The 18,368-nt window shown below is 52.8% G+C and carries 16 protein-coding genes; 4 read left to right on the forward strand and 12 right to left on the reverse strand.

Features of this window, described 5'->3' with window-relative positions; genetic code table 11:
• Window positions 1-38 precede the first annotated feature (38 nt).
• A complete protein-coding gene (mltF, locus tag ACJJID_RS11810) occupies window positions 39-986 on the forward strand; it encodes a membrane-bound lytic murein transglycosylase MltF (RefSeq protein ID WP_444919666.1) in 948 nt (315 codons plus the stop codon).
• A 122-nt stretch (window positions 987-1,108) separates the two neighbouring features.
• On the forward strand, window positions 1,109-1,522 hold the full coding sequence (locus ACJJID_RS11815; RefSeq protein WP_444919667.1) for a hypothetical protein: 414 nt from the start codon (window positions 1,109-1,111) through the stop codon (window positions 1,520-1,522).
• Window positions 1,523-1,535: 13 nt separating this feature from the next.
• Here the strand turns inward: ACJJID_RS11815 and ACJJID_RS11820 are convergent, their stop codons facing one another.
• From ACJJID_RS11820 to mtnP, 6 genes are read right to left on the reverse strand one after another with little or no spacing between them, the layout of a single operon-like run.
• Entirely contained in the window at window positions 1,536-2,177 is a 642-nt protein-coding gene (locus ACJJID_RS11820; RefSeq protein WP_444919668.1) for a TIGR04282 family arsenosugar biosynthesis glycosyltransferase, read from the reverse strand.
• On the reverse strand, window positions 2,170-2,844 hold the full coding sequence (locus ACJJID_RS11825) for a TIGR04283 family arsenosugar biosynthesis glycosyltransferase (RefSeq protein WP_444919669.1): 675 nt from the start codon (window positions 2,842-2,844) through the stop codon (window positions 2,170-2,172). The genes ACJJID_RS11820 and ACJJID_RS11825 overlap by 8 nt, the downstream gene beginning before the upstream one ends.
• 41 nt (window positions 2,845-2,885) lie before the next feature.
• A complete protein-coding gene (locus ACJJID_RS11830) occupies window positions 2,886-4,361 on the reverse strand; it encodes a dihydrolipoyl dehydrogenase family protein (protein ID WP_444919670.1) in 1,476 nt (491 codons plus the stop codon).
• A 9-nt stretch (window positions 4,362-4,370) separates the two neighbouring features.
• Window positions 4,371-5,054, reverse strand: coding sequence for a TVP38/TMEM64 family protein (locus ACJJID_RS11835; protein ID WP_444919671.1), 684 nt, complete (start codon window positions 5,052-5,054; stop codon window positions 4,371-4,373).
• Window positions 5,055-5,085: 31 nt separating this feature from the next.
• Entirely contained in the window at window positions 5,086-6,033 is a 948-nt protein-coding gene (arsS, locus tag ACJJID_RS11840; protein WP_444919672.1) for an arsenosugar biosynthesis radical SAM (seleno)protein ArsS, read from the reverse strand.
• 5 nt (window positions 6,034-6,038) lie between these two features.
• Window positions 6,039-6,938, reverse strand: a complete 900-nt coding sequence (gene mtnP / locus ACJJID_RS11845) for an S-methyl-5'-thioadenosine phosphorylase (RefSeq protein ID WP_444919673.1) — start codon at window positions 6,936-6,938, stop codon at window positions 6,039-6,041.
• 273 nt (window positions 6,939-7,211) lie between these two features.
• Here mtnP and ACJJID_RS11850 point away from each other — a divergent pair, with 273 nt between their 5' ends.
• Together ACJJID_RS11850 and ACJJID_RS11855 are read left to right on the forward strand one after the other, a co-directional pair.
• Entirely contained in the window at window positions 7,212-7,778 is a 567-nt protein-coding gene (locus ACJJID_RS11850) for a DUF2239 family protein (protein ID WP_444919674.1), read from the forward strand.
• 12 nt (window positions 7,779-7,790) lie between these two features.
• A complete protein-coding gene (locus tag ACJJID_RS11855; protein ID WP_444919675.1) occupies window positions 7,791-9,164 on the forward strand; it encodes an MATE family efflux transporter in 1,374 nt (457 codons plus the stop codon).
• Window positions 9,165-9,250: 86 nt separating this feature from the next.
• On the opposite strand, the gene ACJJID_RS11860 is transcribed toward ACJJID_RS11855, so the two are convergent.
• The 6 genes from ACJJID_RS11860 to ACJJID_RS11885 form a co-directional block, all read right to left on the reverse strand.
• Window positions 9,251-9,970 (reverse strand): M12 family metallopeptidase, encoded by a 720-nt coding sequence (locus ACJJID_RS11860; RefSeq protein ID WP_444919676.1) that lies wholly within the window; start codon window positions 9,968-9,970, stop codon window positions 9,251-9,253.
• Window positions 9,971-10,498: 528 nt separating this feature from the next.
• The gene (gene sucD / locus ACJJID_RS11865) at window positions 10,499-11,371 is read right to left on the reverse strand and encodes a succinate--CoA ligase subunit alpha (RefSeq protein WP_152454464.1); all 873 of its coding nucleotides are present in this window, start codon (window positions 11,369-11,371) and stop codon (window positions 10,499-10,501) included.
• Between the two features lie 2 nt (window positions 11,372-11,373).
• The gene (sucC, locus tag ACJJID_RS11870) at window positions 11,374-12,540 is read right to left on the reverse strand and encodes an ADP-forming succinate--CoA ligase subunit beta (RefSeq protein ID WP_152454465.1); all 1,167 of its coding nucleotides are present in this window, start codon (window positions 12,538-12,540) and stop codon (window positions 11,374-11,376) included.
• A 163-nt stretch (window positions 12,541-12,703) separates the two neighbouring features.
• Window positions 12,704-14,146 (reverse strand): dihydrolipoyl dehydrogenase, encoded by a 1,443-nt coding sequence (lpdA, locus tag ACJJID_RS11875; protein ID WP_152454466.1) that lies wholly within the window; start codon window positions 14,144-14,146, stop codon window positions 12,704-12,706.
• Window positions 14,147-14,211: 65 nt separating this feature from the next.
• Window positions 14,212-15,405 (reverse strand): 2-oxoglutarate dehydrogenase complex dihydrolipoyllysine-residue succinyltransferase, encoded by a 1,194-nt coding sequence (gene odhB, locus ACJJID_RS11880; RefSeq protein WP_444919677.1) that lies wholly within the window; start codon window positions 15,403-15,405, stop codon window positions 14,212-14,214.
• A 46-nt stretch (window positions 15,406-15,451) separates the two neighbouring features.
• Window positions 15,452-18,280: a 2-oxoglutarate dehydrogenase E1 component gene (locus ACJJID_RS11885; RefSeq protein ID WP_444919678.1), complete on the reverse strand. Its 2,829-nt coding sequence runs from the start codon at window positions 18,278-18,280 to the stop codon at window positions 15,452-15,454.
• Window positions 18,281-18,368 lie beyond the last annotated feature (88 nt).

The raw sequence follows: 18,368 nt of genomic DNA on the forward strand, positions 1-18,368 counted from the left end.
GCCGAAGAATTAAAAAACTCTCCCAGCGCTATCCCAATTTGCGCTGGGAGGAAGTTTCCGATGTCGACGCCATGGAATTGGTGGAGATGGTGCATCAGGGCCAATATAGCTATGCGGTGGTGGACTCCAACGCCTACGCCGTGCATCGTGGGCTCTACCCCAAAACTGGAGTGGCTTTTAATCTCAGCCAGTTCCAACCGGTTTCCTGGGCTTTTCCCAAGAGTGACGACGATAGCCTCTACCAGCGCGCGCGACTGTTTATGTTGCGCGCCAATACCAACGGCATGATTGCGCAACTGCGAGAAGAATTCTTTGGCCACGTCAGCGACCTGAATGCAGGGGGCGCCCAGGCTTTCGCCAAGCGCAGCCGCGAGCGACTGCCCAAGTGGCGCGGGGTCATGCAAAAAGTGGCCGACCAATACGAACTGGATTGGCATTTGCTAGCGGCACTCAGCTACCAGGAGTCTCACTGGAATCCCCGCGCTCGCTCACGCACCGGGGTGCGTGGCCTGATGATGCTCACCTTGGGTACCGCCAGGGAGTTAGGTGTAAACCGACTCAATCCGGAAGAGAGTATTGAGGGCGGCGCCCGCTATATTGTGCAGATCCGCAACAAGCTGCCGGAGCGTATCCGCGAACCAGACAGAACCTGGATGGCCCTGGCCGCCTACAATGTGGGCTACGGCCACCTGGAGGACGCCCGGGTACTCACAGAGCGCATGGGCGGCAACCCGGATTTGTGGCCCGATGTGCGCGACCACCTGCCACTGCTGGCCAAACGCCAGTACTACAAATCCACCAAGCACGGCTATGCGCGCGGTTGGGAACCAGTCACCTATGTGCAAAATATTCGCCACTACCAGGCCCTGCTAAGCTGGAGCAGCCGTATCGAAGAGCAGCGCCTGGCAGCCAACGATGAAAACGGCGGAGCCCTTGTCGAGAACAGCCCTGTAGAAGCCGAGGGCAGTGCCGCCCCCGCCCTCTAAGTTTTTTATAGGCCCTAAGGCTGTCTCAGCTGAAGCTAGAAGCTAGGCTGGCAGTACCGATTCATTAGCAACATCTTGTATCCATTATCTTAACTTGGCCCAAATCAAGAGACGCTTGAGAGATGGAAGAAAAAGACACTGCCAAAGAAATCGAGGCGTTTATCGATTACCTAGTGCAAGCAGGAGTCCACTGTCGAGTCGATGAGCTGGAAAGTGTCTATCACAGGGATATGCAGGTTTATATGCTGGATGATTCCGACCAGCTGACGGTAGCCGACAAGACCGCTTTTATCGATCTATTTAAGCATAAGCGGGATGCCGGTGAATTACCGCTTAATGGCTGGACCAAAATCCACCATGTGGCCGCTAACAATAACAGCGCCCTGGTGATTTTTTCCCGAAGGAATAACCTATCTGGACAGGAAAGAAAATTAAGACTGGGGGTCGACTTAATTTATGAGGATGGGCGCTGGCAGGTTATACGGGAGATCATTTTTCTGGAGCCACCCGCCCCTGATTCAACCCGTCAAAATTAATAAGTAGAGACCTTCAATTCTCTTCTTGAGATAGCGCCCAGTCTCGGGGCAAAAACTGCAAGTCTTCAGGCTCATCAATATCATGCAAGATTTCCAGGCGCCGGCAGGACATGCCACACTCCTGTAAGCGCTCCAGGGTTTGCCGGGCAACCACTTCTGTACTCCAGCGAATATCTTCAAACAACCTAAAGTGCAACCGTTTGAGCCCTAACAAAGTGTAGCCACCATCTTTTGCCGGATACATAACCGCATCGGCACTCGTTAACGCCGCAGCCGCCTCTTGGAGGCGCGAAGCAGTTAACGCTGGACAGTCTGTGCCCAACAAAAAAAGACCCTGACCCGCTACCTGGTGAGTATTAGCAGCCTGCCACAAACGCTGACCGAGGTTGCCTTGCGCCTGATTATGAAGAGTTACCCCATCGGGTAATGCGAATGTTCGCCAAAAAGGATGCTCGCAATCTGGTGCAACATGCAACTCTACCGGCCCGAGCTCTGCCATTACAGCCTCCAGCAAAGTTTGCTGTAACAGCTTTTCCGCTAGAAAGGCTGCACCTTGTTCCCCCAGAGCTGGAATCAAGCGGGTTTTGGCATAGCCAGGCAAAGGCGCCTTGGCCATCACCACCAGGCGTAAAGAGGGAAAAGAAGAATTACTCATAGCGTTTTGCCAGGCACTCCGCAGAGACGCCACGCCAATAATCGAAGCGCAAGCGCCACATCAATAATACCGTGCGCCAAATACCGAATTTTTGCCAGCGGCGTCCGGAGGTGGTGGCTCTCTGGCGCAGGCAGTGCGGTCGGGCCGTTTTCAGCAGCTGACGGCTCAGCTCTATGTCTTCCATCAAGGGCTGCGGAGCATAGCCCCCTACATTATTGAAGAGGTCACGGCGGACAAAAATTGCCTGATCGCCTGTAGCGATGCCGCTCAGGCGGGAGCGCCAATTAATCATGGTAGAAATCAGGGGAAACCAGGCGCTGTCGCCGCTGATACGTATATTAAAACGGCCCCATTGCGCTTCCCGAACCGAGGCAGAGGCAATCGCACTCAGGGCGCCTTGGGGCAGGCGTGTATCCGCATGCAAAAACAATAACCAATTACCGCGGGCAACCGAAGCACCAGCATTCATTTGGAGAGCGCGTCCGCGCTGGGAATGAATGACCTTCAATCCGGCGGCACTGGCCATTTCTGCACTACCGTCACTACTGCCGCCATCGACCAGAATGACTTCGCAGCTGCTATAGGCGACCAGCTCTTTCAGTTGTGCTACCAACTTTGGTAACTGCTCCCGCTCATTTAACAGGGGCACAATAACACTGTATTGCACTGTCTTGCCTCAACTCTGTCTCGCCCTTTCTCATGCTCGTCTTATCCCCGCCTCCAGCGGTGGAACTTCTCCAACCATCGCAGCAGGCTCTTGGGCGCATGGGCCCGCTTCCAATTTCCTGCCACATATTTATTCGCTTCAGCCATAGTGGGGTAGATATGAATTGTGGATAAAATCTTGTTCAACCCAAATCCCTGTTTCATCGCAAACACAAACTCAGCAATCAGCTCCGCCGCATTTTCACCAACGATACAAACCCCCAGGATTTTATCCCTACCCGGTGCCGTTAATACCTTAACAAACCCGGTTGCGGCACCATCGACAATCGCGCGATCCAGGTCATCAATACCATAGCGGGTTACCTCATAAGCCACCCCTTGCGCAATTGCCTGGTGTTCACTGAGCCCAACACTGGCCACTTGTGGGTCAATAAAAATTGCGCTGGGTATCAAGCTATAATCCACCGCGAATTTTTTTATATCCCCAAAGAGCCCATTGACCGCGGCATACCAGGCCTGATGGGCAGCGATATGCGTAAATTGATAAGGCCCGGCGAGATCCCCCGCTGCAAGAATATGAGGGTATCGGGTGCGCAGGTAGTCATCCACTTGGCATTTACCCTCCTGCACAATACCTAACTCTTCTAGACCTAGCCCCTCGGTTCTGGGGCGTCTACCTAGAGCCAGAATAACCTCATCAAATGTCACCTGTATTTCACCTTGCCCATTCCGCAAGGTGACCGCGCCCCCCTGCCCGCTTTGATTTCCGGCAAATGCAGTAGCTTCGTGCGCGGTAAGCAATCGCACCCCCTCCGATTCCAGCGCCTGGGTTACAGCAGCGGAGACTTCATGATCCTCTAGGGGCAACAGACGCTCGGCGCGTTCGATCAAGGTGACCTCGGAACCAAGCCGCGTAAATGCCTGGGCCAGCTCACAGCCAATTGCCCCGCCACCAAGTAACAATAATCGAGAGGGCGCCTTGTCTAGCTGAGCGAATCTGTCCCACAGGGTTTCACTAGTCAGATAATTGACCGCTTCCAATCCTGGAAACTGCGGTACTGCGGGCTCAGCTCCCGTAGCGAGGATGATCGCTCGTGCTGTAAGCGTCTGTTCTGTACCATTTTCTTTAGAAATATTTACAGTCCAGGGATCGACAAGACGCCCCCGCCCGCGAACAACTTCCACACCCAGATCGTTGTAGCGCTCGACACTGTCGTGAGGCTCAATCTGTTGGATCGAATTGCGCACATGCGCCATGACTGCGGGAAAATCAATTTCGGGCTCAGGCAAAACCACACCGAATCTCTTCGCCACGCGGGCAGAGTGCGCAACCCTGGCACATTGAATCAGTGCCTTACTGGGTACACAGCCGGTATTCAGGCAGTCTCCCCCCATATTTCCCGACTCCACCAGGGTAACCCTGGCTTTTATCGCCGCAGAAATATATGCACTGACCAGCCCCGCAGCTCCGGCACCGATCACAATAATGTTACGGTCAAATTTTTTGGGTTTACTCATTGCAGTCATTCACTGAGCCGCGCGGCGTCGCTTAAGCCAACTGAGAAAGTATTTAGCAAGTAGAGGGAAGATTCCCAACAAGGCAAAAGACAGCAACAATTGTGGGGAGGCGATGTCCCCTAAATTTTCAATACGCGCAAGCTGAGTGCCCGCATTCACATAGACAATTGTACCTGCCAGCATACCCAGCTGGCTGACCCAATAAAATGTCCACACGCGCAAGTGCGTCAGGCCCATCAATAGATTGATAAGAAAAAAGGGGAAAATAGGCACTAATCGTAAGGCAAACAAGTAAAACGCCCCCTCCCGATCAACACCATTGTTCACCACTTGCAAACGTGTTGAAAAACGCTCCTGCACATAATCGCGAAATAAATAGCGAGCCATTAGAAAAGCCAATGTCGCACCAATACTGGAAGCAAAGGAAACGATCAGAGTTCCCCATAGCAAACCAAAAATGGCACCGGCGGCTAATGTGAGAATCGCAGCCCCAGGCAATGAAAGCCCCGTTATCAGGATATAAAAAAACAGAAAAAGAAAACTAACCAGTATTGGCGAGGTGATTTTCCACTGCTGAAATTGATCCCCGCCTTCTTTTAGTCTTTCCAGGTTTAACCATTGATTTAGGTCAAACCAATAAAAGGCGGCAATTAAAAGTACAATAAGCAACAGCAGCGCGATTCTTTTCCTCATATCGGCCTAATCCTATACTTTCACGATTCCGTTAGAGCGCCCCACCGCAACTACTCCCCTGTCCTGCCGTACAGCCATAGCAGTGGTCCGCTACCGCAATCACTCCCCCTTGCAGGTCCTGGTTGAGTAAATCGCGCAAATGTGGCCGACCCGGTATAGGAATATTGAGTTGCTGATTAAAGTCACAATCAAATAAATTTCCCTGCCAGTCCACACTCACCATAGTGCGACACATAACACCATCGAGATTTGCATCGCTATAATTATCCCGCAGCAGAGCCATATAATCTTTAAACTGCCCCTTGGAGATCAGCATGGAACCAAAGCGTTTTATCGGCATATTGACGAGCGCAAATAAATGATTGAACTCGATATTAAACTGCTTTCTCAACTCCCGGCGATAGTCTGCCTCCAGGGCAGTTTGCTCTGGGGGTAAGAATGCCCCCTGGGGGTTGTACACTAAATTTAACCGCAACCCACTTTCTGGCCTGCCATAACCAAGCTCATTGAGCTTTTGCAGCCCGGCAATACTCTTGTCGAAAACGCCTTTGCCGCGCTGTTTATCGACGTTATCCATGGAATAACAGGGAAGAGAGGCGATCACTTCCACATGATTTCGAGCGAGAAATTCTGCTGTATCCTCCTGATTGGGTTCGAACAACACGGTGAGATTACAGCGGTCAATGACCTGCACTCCCAATCCTCTTGCAGCCTTAACCAGGTCTCGAAACCCCCAATGTAATTCCGGGGCACCGCCGGTGATATCCAGAACTCGAATATTGCGCTTCTCGATCACCTCTAGCAGCAACGCTAGATTTTCATCCGACATCATCTCTGTACGGTTGGGACCCGCATTGACATGACAGTGCACACAGGATTGATTACAACGGTAGCCAATATTGAGTTGCAGGGTTTCAATGCTGCTGCGGCGTATTGCCGGGAAATCGGATATTTCCAGCAAGGGCAGTGTTTCATGCATAGGTCTCAGTGCTCCACTTCTTCTAGCACTGGATTAGACGGCTCGAGCAGTGGTTTTATTACAGCAAGCTGATCTTCCGACATGGCTTCCACGGGGGTAACTAAACCACTGGCCAAGGCTGTATGGGCGCTGGAGTCGGGTTTCTCCGTTCCCAGTAAACGAATTGCCTCTGCCGCCACCTGTTGGGCGCGCACAGCATTTTGCTGCAAATTGGCGATAGCCACTTCTGCCGTCACAGCTTCCTCGCGGGGATGCCAACAATCGTAATCAGTGGCCATCGCCAGAGTGGCATAGGCAATCTGTGCCTCTCGCGCCAATTTGGCTTCCGGCATATTGGTCATACCGATGACCGATGCACCCACACTGCGATACCAGTGGGATTCCGCCCGTGTTGAGAACTGTGGGCCCTCAATGCACAGATAAGTGCCGCCCCGGTGTAGCTGCACCTCTTGTCCAGCCTGGGTGGATTCAAAGGCTCGCGCTAGGCAATCCGCCACTGCGGAACAGACTGGGTCTGCCATAGAGACATGGGCGACCGCGCCACGACCAAAAAAGGTGCTGTCGCGTTTGCGCGTCATGTCGATAAACTGGTCGGGAATCAACATATCCAGCGGCCTAACCTCCTCTTGTAGAGAGCCAACCGCAGAGAGAGACAGGAGATAGCGCACGCCCAGCTGGCGCAGCCCATGGATATTTGCCCTATAGGGCACTTCGGAGGGGATCAATCTATGACCGCGCCCGTGGCGGGAGAGAAAGGCAACCGGAATGCCCTGCAGCTTGCCGCATACAATAGGGTCTGAGGTAGGTCCAAACGGGGTCTCCAGCTGAACCTCCTGCACATCTGTCAGCCCTTGCATTTCATACAGGCCACTGCCCCCGATTACGCCGATCAGTGCTCTAGCCATGTTCTCTCCTGGATAGTTAGTTTTTTGGCAGTATAGGAGTGAGAACAGGTCGTGTATATCGCCAGCTTGAGGACAAAATACTCCTGATAAGCAAACCAGAAGGCAAAATAAAAGCCGAACCACCTAGCGCATTGCTATCGATCGTGAGCCACTGAGCTCCCCCGCGCATATCAAGATCCGACCTCAAAAGTATTTTCTGTACACAAACCAAGCGACAATCTATATTTACCCGGGTAATAATATTTTACCCAGATAAATTTATAGGAGGTCCTAATGGCGCCAGAATACATAGCCATTGACCGACAAAGAGTGATTGCACGGGGCACACTGGAAGCAGTTGTCCAACAGGTAAAATCCCTTGAGCCTCAAAGAGAGCCCATGGTCTTTTCAACCGACAACTGCCAACGAATCGAGATTGATTGGCAAGGCGATTTTGAGACGGTACTTGCCAGGTTGAAGCCCTGCACAGCCCCCAGCAACGCAAAGCGGGGACGCCCCAAGCTTGGAGTCATCTCCAAGGAGGTCACATTACTCCCCCGCCATTGGGAATGGCTAAAACAACAGCCGGGCGGAGCCTCTGTTACCCTGCGCAAGCTGGTGGAGCAGGCACAAAAACAAGTCTCTGTCGAAGAGCATATTTCAATTCAACAACAGCAACTGGATAGATTTATGCTGCAGATTGTTGGTGATGCTCCAGGATTTGAAGATGCCAGTCGCGCCCTCTATCGAAATAGTAGAGTGAGCTTTGAAAAAGCCGTCAGCGACTGGCCCAATGACATCAAACACTTTGTCTTGGCCAAATTTAACAATATCGCAAAGATGCATAAGGGTAATCAGTAAAAGGGATTTTGTATGACCCAACAGCAAGACAATATCTTTCTCAGTGGTGCGCTTTTACCAGTTTTCTTTAAAACTGCAGCACCTATCATTTTTATAATGCTGGTAAACGGCTCTTTTACTCTGCTTGATACCTACTTCTTGGGGAAGTATGTAGGCCCCAACGCATTGGCTGCAGTCACCCTGACATTTCCTGTTGTTACTTTATTAGTAGCTCTTTCCTCCTTAATATCAGGAGGCTACTCAAGTGTCCTAGCCAGACTCTTGGGGGCAGGAAAAACAGATGAATCTAAACAGGCATTTTCCCAGGCAATTACTTTAGCGCTCTTGCTTTGTTCCCTTCTAATAGTGCTATTTTTCGTAGGTGGTAAACAACTGGCACTATTGGTGGCCAATGGCTCTCAGTCTTTGGCAGAAATGGGCTACACCTATTTAACAATCCTTTTCTTTCTTTCACCCATATTATTTATAAGCACCGTCAACTCAGACACCTTGCGCTGTGAAGGGAAGCTATCGTTAATGACAGTAGTTTCGCTAGGTTCTGTACTTCTCAATATCGTCTTCAACTATATTTTTATTGCCCACCTGCAAATGGGAATAGCGGGTTCCGCTTACGGAACAGCATTGGCTCAGTCAATCGCCCTTGCGATAGTAGCCGGCTACCGGCATTACGGAAAAACTGTAATAAATACCCAGTTCATTCGACTTTCCAGCCAGAAACAATACTGGTGGGAGTTTCTATCCCTGGGTCTACCGTCAAGTTTAAACTACATCGGCCTATCACTTATTTTCATAACTATCATTGTCAGCATTCAAATCTGGGGAGGCGAACATTACAACAGCACCTTGAGTGCTTACGGTATTACCAGCCGAATCATGACTTTTATTTTTCTCCCGCTACTCGGCCTGAGTCAAGCCTTTCAGACGGTAGTTGGCAATAATGCCGGCGCGAAAATCTGGTCACGCATGGACAGCAGTATCAGTATCGCCCTGACAGTGGCATTCAGCTACTGCCTACTGCTTCAGCTTGCCGTTATTATTTTTAAGGATACCCTGGGAGCGTTATTTGTCAGCGATCCACAAATTGTTGCAGAAGTAGCGCGTATACTGCCGATGATGACTCTGGTTTATTTCCTGGCGGGACCACTGATGATGGTCAATATCTTCTTTCAAGCGATTGGCGACGCTAAGCGCGCGACCATACTCGGGCTGGCAAAAACGTATATTTTTCTGCTGCCTTTGATAATAATTCTGCCCCTGGCTATTGGTGAGGTGGGTATCTGGTATGCAGGACCTATAGCAGAATTATTGTTACTCACATTAACGGCGTTTATTTTGTATCAACGCAGCCGCGCACACGGCCATAAATATGGCCTGTACAGCACCTAGCCACATTGAAGAGATTAGTGCCGCAGACAAAAAAAGGGAGTCATCGACTCCCTTTTTTCAGGCATCTTAACCGCGTTGAACTTGTTCTACATGATTGGCCTTGCAAAAGATCTTGGCAGTGTCAGGCGCCTGCCATCATACAAATAGGAAAGCATATCCAGATCACCCGCGCTGGGATGCCAGCTGGCGTTATTCACCTGATTGGGAGTGATTTTACAACCACCGGTCCTGGTATTTTCCCTGACACCCAGGGCCTGCGCCTGATTGTCATACATCATGATAGATTGAGCATCGAATGTGGAGCCGTGTGTCATAAAGCGGGCCATGGTCTGGGTGCGGGTTTGTACTTGCAAAGAGTCCAGCGTGTTCTGTACTGCTAGAGGCGCATCCGAGCGCATATGCTCATGGGCCAAACCCAGGGTATGACCAATTTCATGTGGCAGCGAGGCAATAGCGGCTCTATTACCCCTCCAGTTCACACCGCAATACTGGTCTGTTTTATTGGTGTATCCCACAGTCGCACTACTATCGTTGTCCCTAATAGTAATTACCCCCTGCCCAGCGGCCCCCACCTGAATAAACTTGATTGCCGCAAATCGAAACGCCCGATATATACACAGCTCCCAACGGGACATTGCTTTTTTAACAGCGGTCACATAGCCCGCATCCAAATTGCGCGGCATATAATATTTCACTATTCCGTTGGGCCAGACACCACCAACATCTTCATTTCTATCTAAAGAAAAACCACTAAAAACCAATTTATAAGAAACATTTCGAATATTTTTATCTATTGACAATCCCATGCCGCAGACCTCCATCATTATCAGGTTATTATTTTGAGGGCCATTAAATATTTTATTTAGCTTATAACCGAGCTCAGAAAAAAATCGACATCCAAATTCAATCTCAGCATGAAATTTATACCTTAACAATTCCCAAACACCTAGGAAAAACTTCAACAACCCTTTCAAGCCCCCAACAACCAACAAACAGTGAGATAGCTTCTCAAATAGCAATAGAAATCATTCGATATTAGCTTCCAAAAATGAATTACAACAACACACCTTAAATCGGTGAAACAGCCCAAAAAAAACCAGCAAAATAGAGAAAAATAAAAGCCACGTGTTTGAGCGGGGAAAGGGAGAAGAGAGAAGAGAGAAGAAAGAAGAAAGAAGAAAGAAGAAAGAAGAAAAATAAGCTACACAGAAAAAAGCGCAATTAAATGGCAACTTAAGGCAAGCTCTGGCTGGGCAAAAATAAAAAACAGCCTTCAAAACAAAAAAGGCCACCCAGAGGGTAGCCTTTTCTAGAATTAACTAGCTAGTGACAACTTACCAGCCAGTTACTTCCTTCAACGCATCACCGATCTGAGCCAGGGAGCGCACGGTTTTAACACCAGCGTCTTCCAGAGCAGCGAATTTCTCGTCAGCGGTGCCTTTACCACCAGAGATGATCGCGCCAGCGTGGCCCATACGCTTGCCGGGAGGAGCAGTTACACCAGCGATGTAGGAAACGACCGGCTTGGTAACATTTTCCTTGATGTAAGCCGCCGCTTCTTCTTCAGCAGTACCGCCGATCTCACCGATCATCACGATCGCTTCGGTCTGCGGGTCGTTCTGGAACATTTCCAGAATATCGATGAAGTTGGAGCCCGGGATGGGGTCGCCACCGATGCCCACACAGGTGGACTGGCCGAAGCCGTGGTCGGTAGTTTGCTTAACCGCTTCATAGGTCAGGGTACCGGAACGGGAAACGATGCCCACTTTACCCGGCTTGTGGATATGACCCGGCATAATACCGATCTTGCACTCACCGGGAGTGATCACACCCGGGCAGTTCGGGCCAATCAGGCGTACGCCCAGCTCGTCGCACTTCACTTTAGCGTCGAGCATATCCAGAGTCGGGATACCTTCGGTGATACAAACGATCAATTTGATACCAGCGTTGGCCGCTTCCAGGATGGAATCCTTACAGAAAGGCGCAGGTACGTAGATTACGGAAGCTTCTGCACCGGTTTCTTCTACCGCTTCTTTCACGGTGTTGAATACCGGCAGGCCCAGGTGAGTCTGGCCGCCTTTACCCGGAGTTACACCACCAACCATCTTGGTGCCGTAAGCAATCGCTTGCTCGGAGTGGAAAGTACCCTGGGAGCCGGTGAAGCCCTGACAGATGACTTTGGTGTCTTTGTTAATCAGTACTGACATGATTATTTACCCTCCGCAGCTTTAACCACTTGCTCAGCAGCATCGGTCAGGCTGGTAGCCGCGATAATGTTCAGGCCGCTGTCGCTCAGAACTTTAGCGCCCAGGTCTGCGTTGTTACCTTCCAGACGCACAACAACCGGTACTTTAACGCCCACTTCTTTTACTGCGCCCACAACGCCTTCGGCGATCATGTCACAGCGAACGATACCACCGAAGATATTGATCAATACGGCTTTAACATTCTCGTCAGACAGGATGATCTTGAACGCTTCAACAACACGCTCTTTGGTCGCGCCGCCACCAACGTCCAGGAAGTTAGCCGGCTTACCGCCGTGCAGGTTGACGATATCCATGGTGCCCATGGCCAGACCAGCGCCGTTTACCATGCAGCCGATGTTGCCATCCAATGCTACGTAGTTCAGATCGAACTTGGCAGCGTGCGCTTCACGCGCGTCATCCTGAGAAGGATCGTGCATTTCGCGCAGGTCTGCGTGGCGGTACAGGGCGTTGCTGTCGATAACTACTTTGGCATCCAGACAGTGCAGGTTGCCTTCGGTGGTGATTACCAGCGGGTTGATTTCCAGCAGAGCCAGATCTTTTTCCTCGAACATTTTTGCCAGGCCGAGGAAGATCTTGGTGAACTGCTTAACCTGGGTCGGGTTCAGGCCCAGTTTGAAAGCCAGCTCGCGCGCTTGGTAAGGCTGAGCGCCTACCAGCGGGTCGATGGTGGCCTTGAGGATTTTTTCCGGAGTCTCTTCCGCTACTTTCTCGATCTCAACGCCGCCTTCGGTGGAGGCCATGAAAACGATACGACGGGTGGAGCGGTCAACAACGGCACCTAGGTACAGCTCTTGATCGATATCGGTGCAGCTTTCAACCAGGATACGGGAAACCGGCTGACCATTTTCGTCTGTTTGATAAGTTACCAGGCGCTCGCCCAGCCACTTTTTGGCAAACTCTTCAATTTCTGCCTTGGAATCTACCAGCTTTACACCGCCAGCCTTACCGCGGCCACCAGCGTGTACCTGGGCTTTTACTACCCACTTATCACCGCCAATTTCGTCAGCCGCTGCTACTGCCGCTGCCGGGGTTTCCGCTGCAATGCCTTTGGAAACCGGCAATCCGTATGCCGCAAACAGTTGTTTGCCCTGATACTCATGCAAGTTCATAGTCAATACCAATTCACATGTGAAATGTGTTTATTAATTGCAGATCACTCTGCACCTGAGACACAGAATTCAAAATTTCCGTCGTTGCAAATTTTGAATTCTGCAAATGAAACCGGGGCAGCTAATTAATGAATAATTAGTGCCCCGACATCGAAAAAACTTCTTACTTACGCTTCTTGCGATTTACGGTGTGGATCGCATGGCCGTTTACACCCAGCGCCGCTTCCTTCACGGTCTCGGACAGAGTCGGGTGCGCAAATACGGTCATACCGATATCTTCGGCGCTGGAGCCGAATTCCATCGCGATCGCCACCTGCTGAACCAGGTCAGCCGCAGATGGGCCAACGATGTGAGCGCCCAGTACGCGGTCAGTTTCCGCGTGAGCGATGATTTTCACAAAGCCCTGGGTATCGTTGGCAGCCATGGCGCGACCGTTGATCGCAAACGGGAAGCTGCCTACGTTGTAGGGCTCGCCGTCGGCTTTTACCTGCTCTTCGGTGCGGCCAACCGCAGCGATCTCCGGATGGGTGTAGATCACGTTGGGGATCACATCGTAGTTCATCATCGGCTTCTGGCCGGCGATGCGCTCGGCAACCACAACACCTTCTTCAGAGGCCTTGTGTGCGAGCATCGGGCCGCGCACTACGTCGCCGACCGCCCATACACCCGGTGCGGAAGTCATGCACAGGTCGTTGACGTAGATAAATCCACGTTCGTCCATCTTCACACCGGCATCTTCGGACAGCAGACCTTCGGTGTAAGGACGACGGCCCACACAGACGATCAATTTGTCGAAGGTTTCCTGGTGCTCCTTACCATCTTTGTCCTGGTAAGTGACGACCACTTCGTCGCCCTTCACTTCAGAGCCGGTTACACGGCAGGAAAGGCGGATATCCAAGCCCTGCTTCTTGAGAATTTTTTGGGATTCTTTGGCGACCTGCTGATCCATCACCGACAGGAACTTGTCCAGGGCTTCAAGAACCACAACCTCGGAACCCAGGCGGTTCCACACGGAGCCCAGCTCCAGGCCGATAACACCGGCACCGATCACGCCCAGACGCTTGGGTACTTTGGTGAATTCCAACGCACCGGTGGAATCGACAATAATTTTGTCATCTACTGGAGCGGGCGGAATATTTACCGGTACGGAACCGGAGGCCAGGATCACGTTTTCGGCTTCGTAAACGGTGCTATTGCCTTCGTCGTCAGTCACTTCCACTTTCTTGTTGGCCAGCAGTCTGCCGGTACCGAAAATGGAGGTCACCTTGTTGGCGGTGAACAGGCCGGCTACACCGCCGGTCAGTTTGTTGACGATCTCGCCCTTGCGCTCGATCATCTTGCTCACATCCATCTTGACCTTGCCGACTTCAATGCCGTGCACGTCGAGCGCGTCTTTGGCCTCGTGGTACTTCCAGGAGCTGTCCAGCAGAGCCTTAGAGGGAATACAACCTACGTTCAGGCAGGTACCGCCATTTACGTATTTGCCTTCCTTGTTTTTCCACTTTTCAATACAAGCGGTTTTCAGGCCCAGCTGAGCGGCACGGATGGCAGCGACATAACCACCAGGACCAGAGCCAATTACGATTACGTCAAATTTTTCCGACATGATCAGTTCCAGATATTTCTAATGCAGTGTGATCGAGGGGGCCCGCAGGCCCCTGGACTTATTTCTTAAACTTCGAGCAGGATGCGCGCTGGGTCTTCGATCATTTCCTTGATCGCTACCAGGAAGCCAACCGCTTCTTTACCGTCGATCAGACGGTGGTCATAGGACAGCGCCAGGTACATCATCGGCAGGATTTCCACCTTGCCATCTACCGCCATCGGGCGCTCCTGAATCTTGTGCATACCCAGGATTGCGGTTTGCGGTGGGTTCAGGATCGGGGTGGACAGCAGGGAACCGAAGACACCACCGTTGGTGATGGTGAAGGTACCGCCAGTCATCTCTTCGATAGACAGCTTGCCATCGCGGGCGCGCACGCCCAGGTCCCGGATATTGTTTTCCATATCCGCCAGCCCCATGTTCTCGGCATTGCGCAGAATCGGCACAACCAGGCCTTTCGGCGAGGAAACCGCTACACCGATGTCCTGGTAGCCGTGGTAAACGATATCGTTACCATCGATAGACGCGTTCACCGCTGGGTAGCGCTTCAGTGCTTCTACCGCGGCCTTTACAAAGAAGCCCATAAAGCCCAGGCGAGTGCCGTTGTGGGTCTTTTCGAACAGGTCTTTGTAGTTCTTGCGCAGGTCCATCACCGGCTTCATGTTCACCTCGTTAAAGGTGGTGAGCATGGCGGTGGACTGGGAGGCATCCAGCAGGCGCTCAGCGATACGCTTGCGCATGCGGGTCATCGGTACACGCTTCTCTACGCGCTCACCCGGAGCCACTGCCACTTCGGCAACAGCGGCAGGCGCGGTAGCTGCGGGTGCAGTACCGGCTTTCATCACGTCTTCTTTGAGAACGCGGCCGCCCTTGCCTGTGCCTTCAACACCGGCTAGGTCAACGCCTTTTTCCGCCGCCATTTTCTTGGCAGACGGCATGGCAATTTTGTCACCGGCAGCGGGCGCTGCAGCTTCAGCGGCAGGCGCTTCGGCTTTTTCTTCCGCCGGGGCGGCAGCGGCACCGGCGCCCTCTTCAAACTTGGCGATCACCTCATTGGAGAGAACGGTATCGCCCTCGTCCTTGATGATTTCGGAAAGAGCGCCGTCTGCCGGCGCAACCACTTCCAGTACCACTTTGTCAGTTTCGATATCCACGATCAGTTCATCGCGGGACACGGCTTCGCCGGGTTTCTTGTGCCAGGTGGCGACAGTACCGTCCTGAACGGATTCCGGGAAAGTTGGCGCTTTAATCTCGATCGTCATTTTTCCTGTTTCCTGAGATTGACTCTGCTTTATTTACTGCCGCCCGTTACTTGACGGTCAGCGCCTCGTTGATGAACTTATTCTGTTCTTCTAGGTGCGTGGACATATAGCCCGCCGCAGGTGCCGCCGATGGCGCACGGCCCACGTATTCCAGATCCAGCTTCGGATGGGTTTCCGACAGCAGGCGACGCAGGTGATGCTGGCTGGAGTACCAGGCGCCCTGGTTCATGGGCTCTTCCTGACACCAAGCGACACTCTTGATGTTTTTAAATGCCGACACCGCTTCCACAAACTCCTCATCCGGGAAGGGGTACAGTTGCTCGATACGGACGAACGCCACATCTTCCTGCTCGCGCTCCATACGCGCTTCCAGCAGGTGGTAGTACACCTTGCCGGAACACAGGATCAGGCGCTTAACCTTGGCTGGGTCCACGCCCTGGTCCTGGATCACATTGTGGAAGCGGCCTTCGGCCAGCTCTTCCAGGCTGGAAGTCGCCAGCTTGTGACGCAGAATCCATTTCGGACTCATAATAACCAGCGGACGGCGCATCGGGCGAATGGCCTGACGGCGCAGCAGGTGGAAAATCTGCGCCGGCGTGGTCGCGTTACATACCTGGATATTGTGCTCGGCACATAGCTGCATAAAGCGTTCGAGGCGCGCGGAGGAGTGCTCCGGGCCCTGACCTTCGTAGCCGTGCGGCAACAGCATCACCAGGCCACACATACGACCCCATTTGTGCTCACCGGAAGTAATGAACTGGTCGATGACCACCTGGGCGCCGTTGGCGAAGTCGCCGAACTGGGCCTCCCAAACCACCAGGGACTTGGGCGTGGTGGTCGCATAGCCGTATTCGAAAGCCAGTACAGCCTCCTCAGACAGCAGCGAGTCGTAGATATAGAACGGTGGCTGGTCTTCGAACATGTGCTGCAAAGGCACATAGCTCTGGCCATCTTTCTGGCTGTGAATCACCGCGTGGCGGTGGGAGAAGGTTCCGCGACCCACATCCTCACCGGTGAAGCGGATCATAAAACCCTCTTCCAGCAAGGTGCCATAGGCCAGGGTTTCCGCCATGCCCCAGTTCAGCGGCAAGGCGCCACCGGCCATCTTGCGGCGGTCGTCATAAATTTTGGAAACCTGACGCTGCATCACTACGCCATCGGGCACAGCGGTCATGCGGTTAGCCACATCCTGCAGCTTCGGCAGCGCATAGCCGGTATCCGCAGACACCTGCCAGTCGTGGCCCAGGTAGGGGCTCCAGTCTACAAACATGGAGGAGTCCGGCTGTTTCACCAAACCGGTAGCCACGTCTTCACCCGCATCCAGTTTGTCACGGTAGTCGTTGGCCAGCTTGTCCGCGGCAGCCTTATCGAGGATGCCATCTTTCACCAGCTTCTCGGAGTAGAGAGTGCGGGTGGTTTTATGCTTGCGAATGGTCTGGTACATCAGCGGCTGGGTACCAGAGGGGTCATCGGTTTCGTTGTGACCACGGCGACGGTAGCACACCAGGTCGATAACGATGTCTTTCTTAAATTCGTAGCGGTAGTCCACCGCCAGCAGTGCGGCCAGTACAACCATTTCGGGGTCGTCGCCGTTTACGTGCAGCACCGGCGCATCGATCATTTTGGCCGGATCGGTGGAGTACTCGGTGGAGCGGGCGTCTTCGCGCTTGCTGGTGGTAAAGCCCACCTGGTTGTTTAGTACGATGTGCACAGTACCGCCGGTGTAGTAACCGCGGGTCTGGGACATCTGCAGGGTTTCCTGCACAACACCCTGGCCGGCAAAAGCCGCGTCGCCGTGGATGTTGATCGGCATTACCTTCTCACCAGTCGCATCTTTACGGCGATCCTGGCGAGCGCGCACGGAACCGACCACTACCGGTGCACTGATTTCCAGGTGCGACGGGTTAAAGGCCAGCGCCAGGTGCACTTCACCACCGGGGGTCATTACGTTGGAGGAGAAGCCTTGGTGGTATTTTACGTCACCGGAGGTATCCAGGGTTTTCTTGCCCTCGAACTCTTCAAACAGGTCCGATGGGTTTTTGCCGAGAATATTCACCAGGGTATTGAGGCGGCCACGGTGGGCCATGCCGATTACAATCTCCTTCACCCCGTAGGTACCGGAGCGGCGGATCAGAGCATCCATCATCGGGATCAGACTCTCACCACCCTCGACACCAAAGCGCTTGGTACCCGGGTATTTGGAATCCAGGTGACGCTCCAGGCCCTCTGCTGCAGACAGGCGCTGCAGGATTTCAATCTGGATATCGGTGCCGAAGTTGGCCTTGGACTGGCTGCGCTCCAGGCGCTGCTGGAACCACTGCTGCTCTTCCAGGTTGGAGAGGTGCATGATTTCCGCACCCAGATTACCGCAGTAGGTGCGCTCCAGACCCTCTACGATCTCGCGCAGGGTGGCTTCTTCTTTGCCCAGGAACAGGCTACCGGTATTGAAGGTGGTATCGAAGTCGCCTTCAGTCAGACCGTGGTAGCTCAACTGCAGGTCGGGCACCTGTTCGCGGGCCATCAGGCCGAGCGGGTCGAGGGTGGCCTTTTTGTGACCGCGATGGCGATAGGAATCGATCAGTTGCAGAACTTTAATCTGCTTGCGCTCGTGTTCGATATTGACGGAGCCGGAGCCCGGCGCCACTACCGGGCGCGCGCGGTGTTTGCTGAGCAGCTCGAAGTGCTGGCGCACTGCGGCGTGTGAGACATCACTGCTGCCTTCAACGCGGGGGAGGCTGTCGAAGTAATTGCGCCACTCCTCCGGTACACCGTTGGGGTCGTGCAGATAGGTCTCGTAAAGCTCCTCCACATAGGCGGCATTGCCCCCGGAGATATGGGAGCTACGCCACAGCTGCTCCATGGTACTTTCGTGCATTTTGATGCCTACCTCGATTGCAGTGGACTCTCATCGCTCTGGCCACTGCGCTTTCCTTCACTCACAAAAGGGGAGGCGCATAAAGCCA

Source organism: Microbulbifer sp. CnH-101-G (assembly GCF_052466775.1).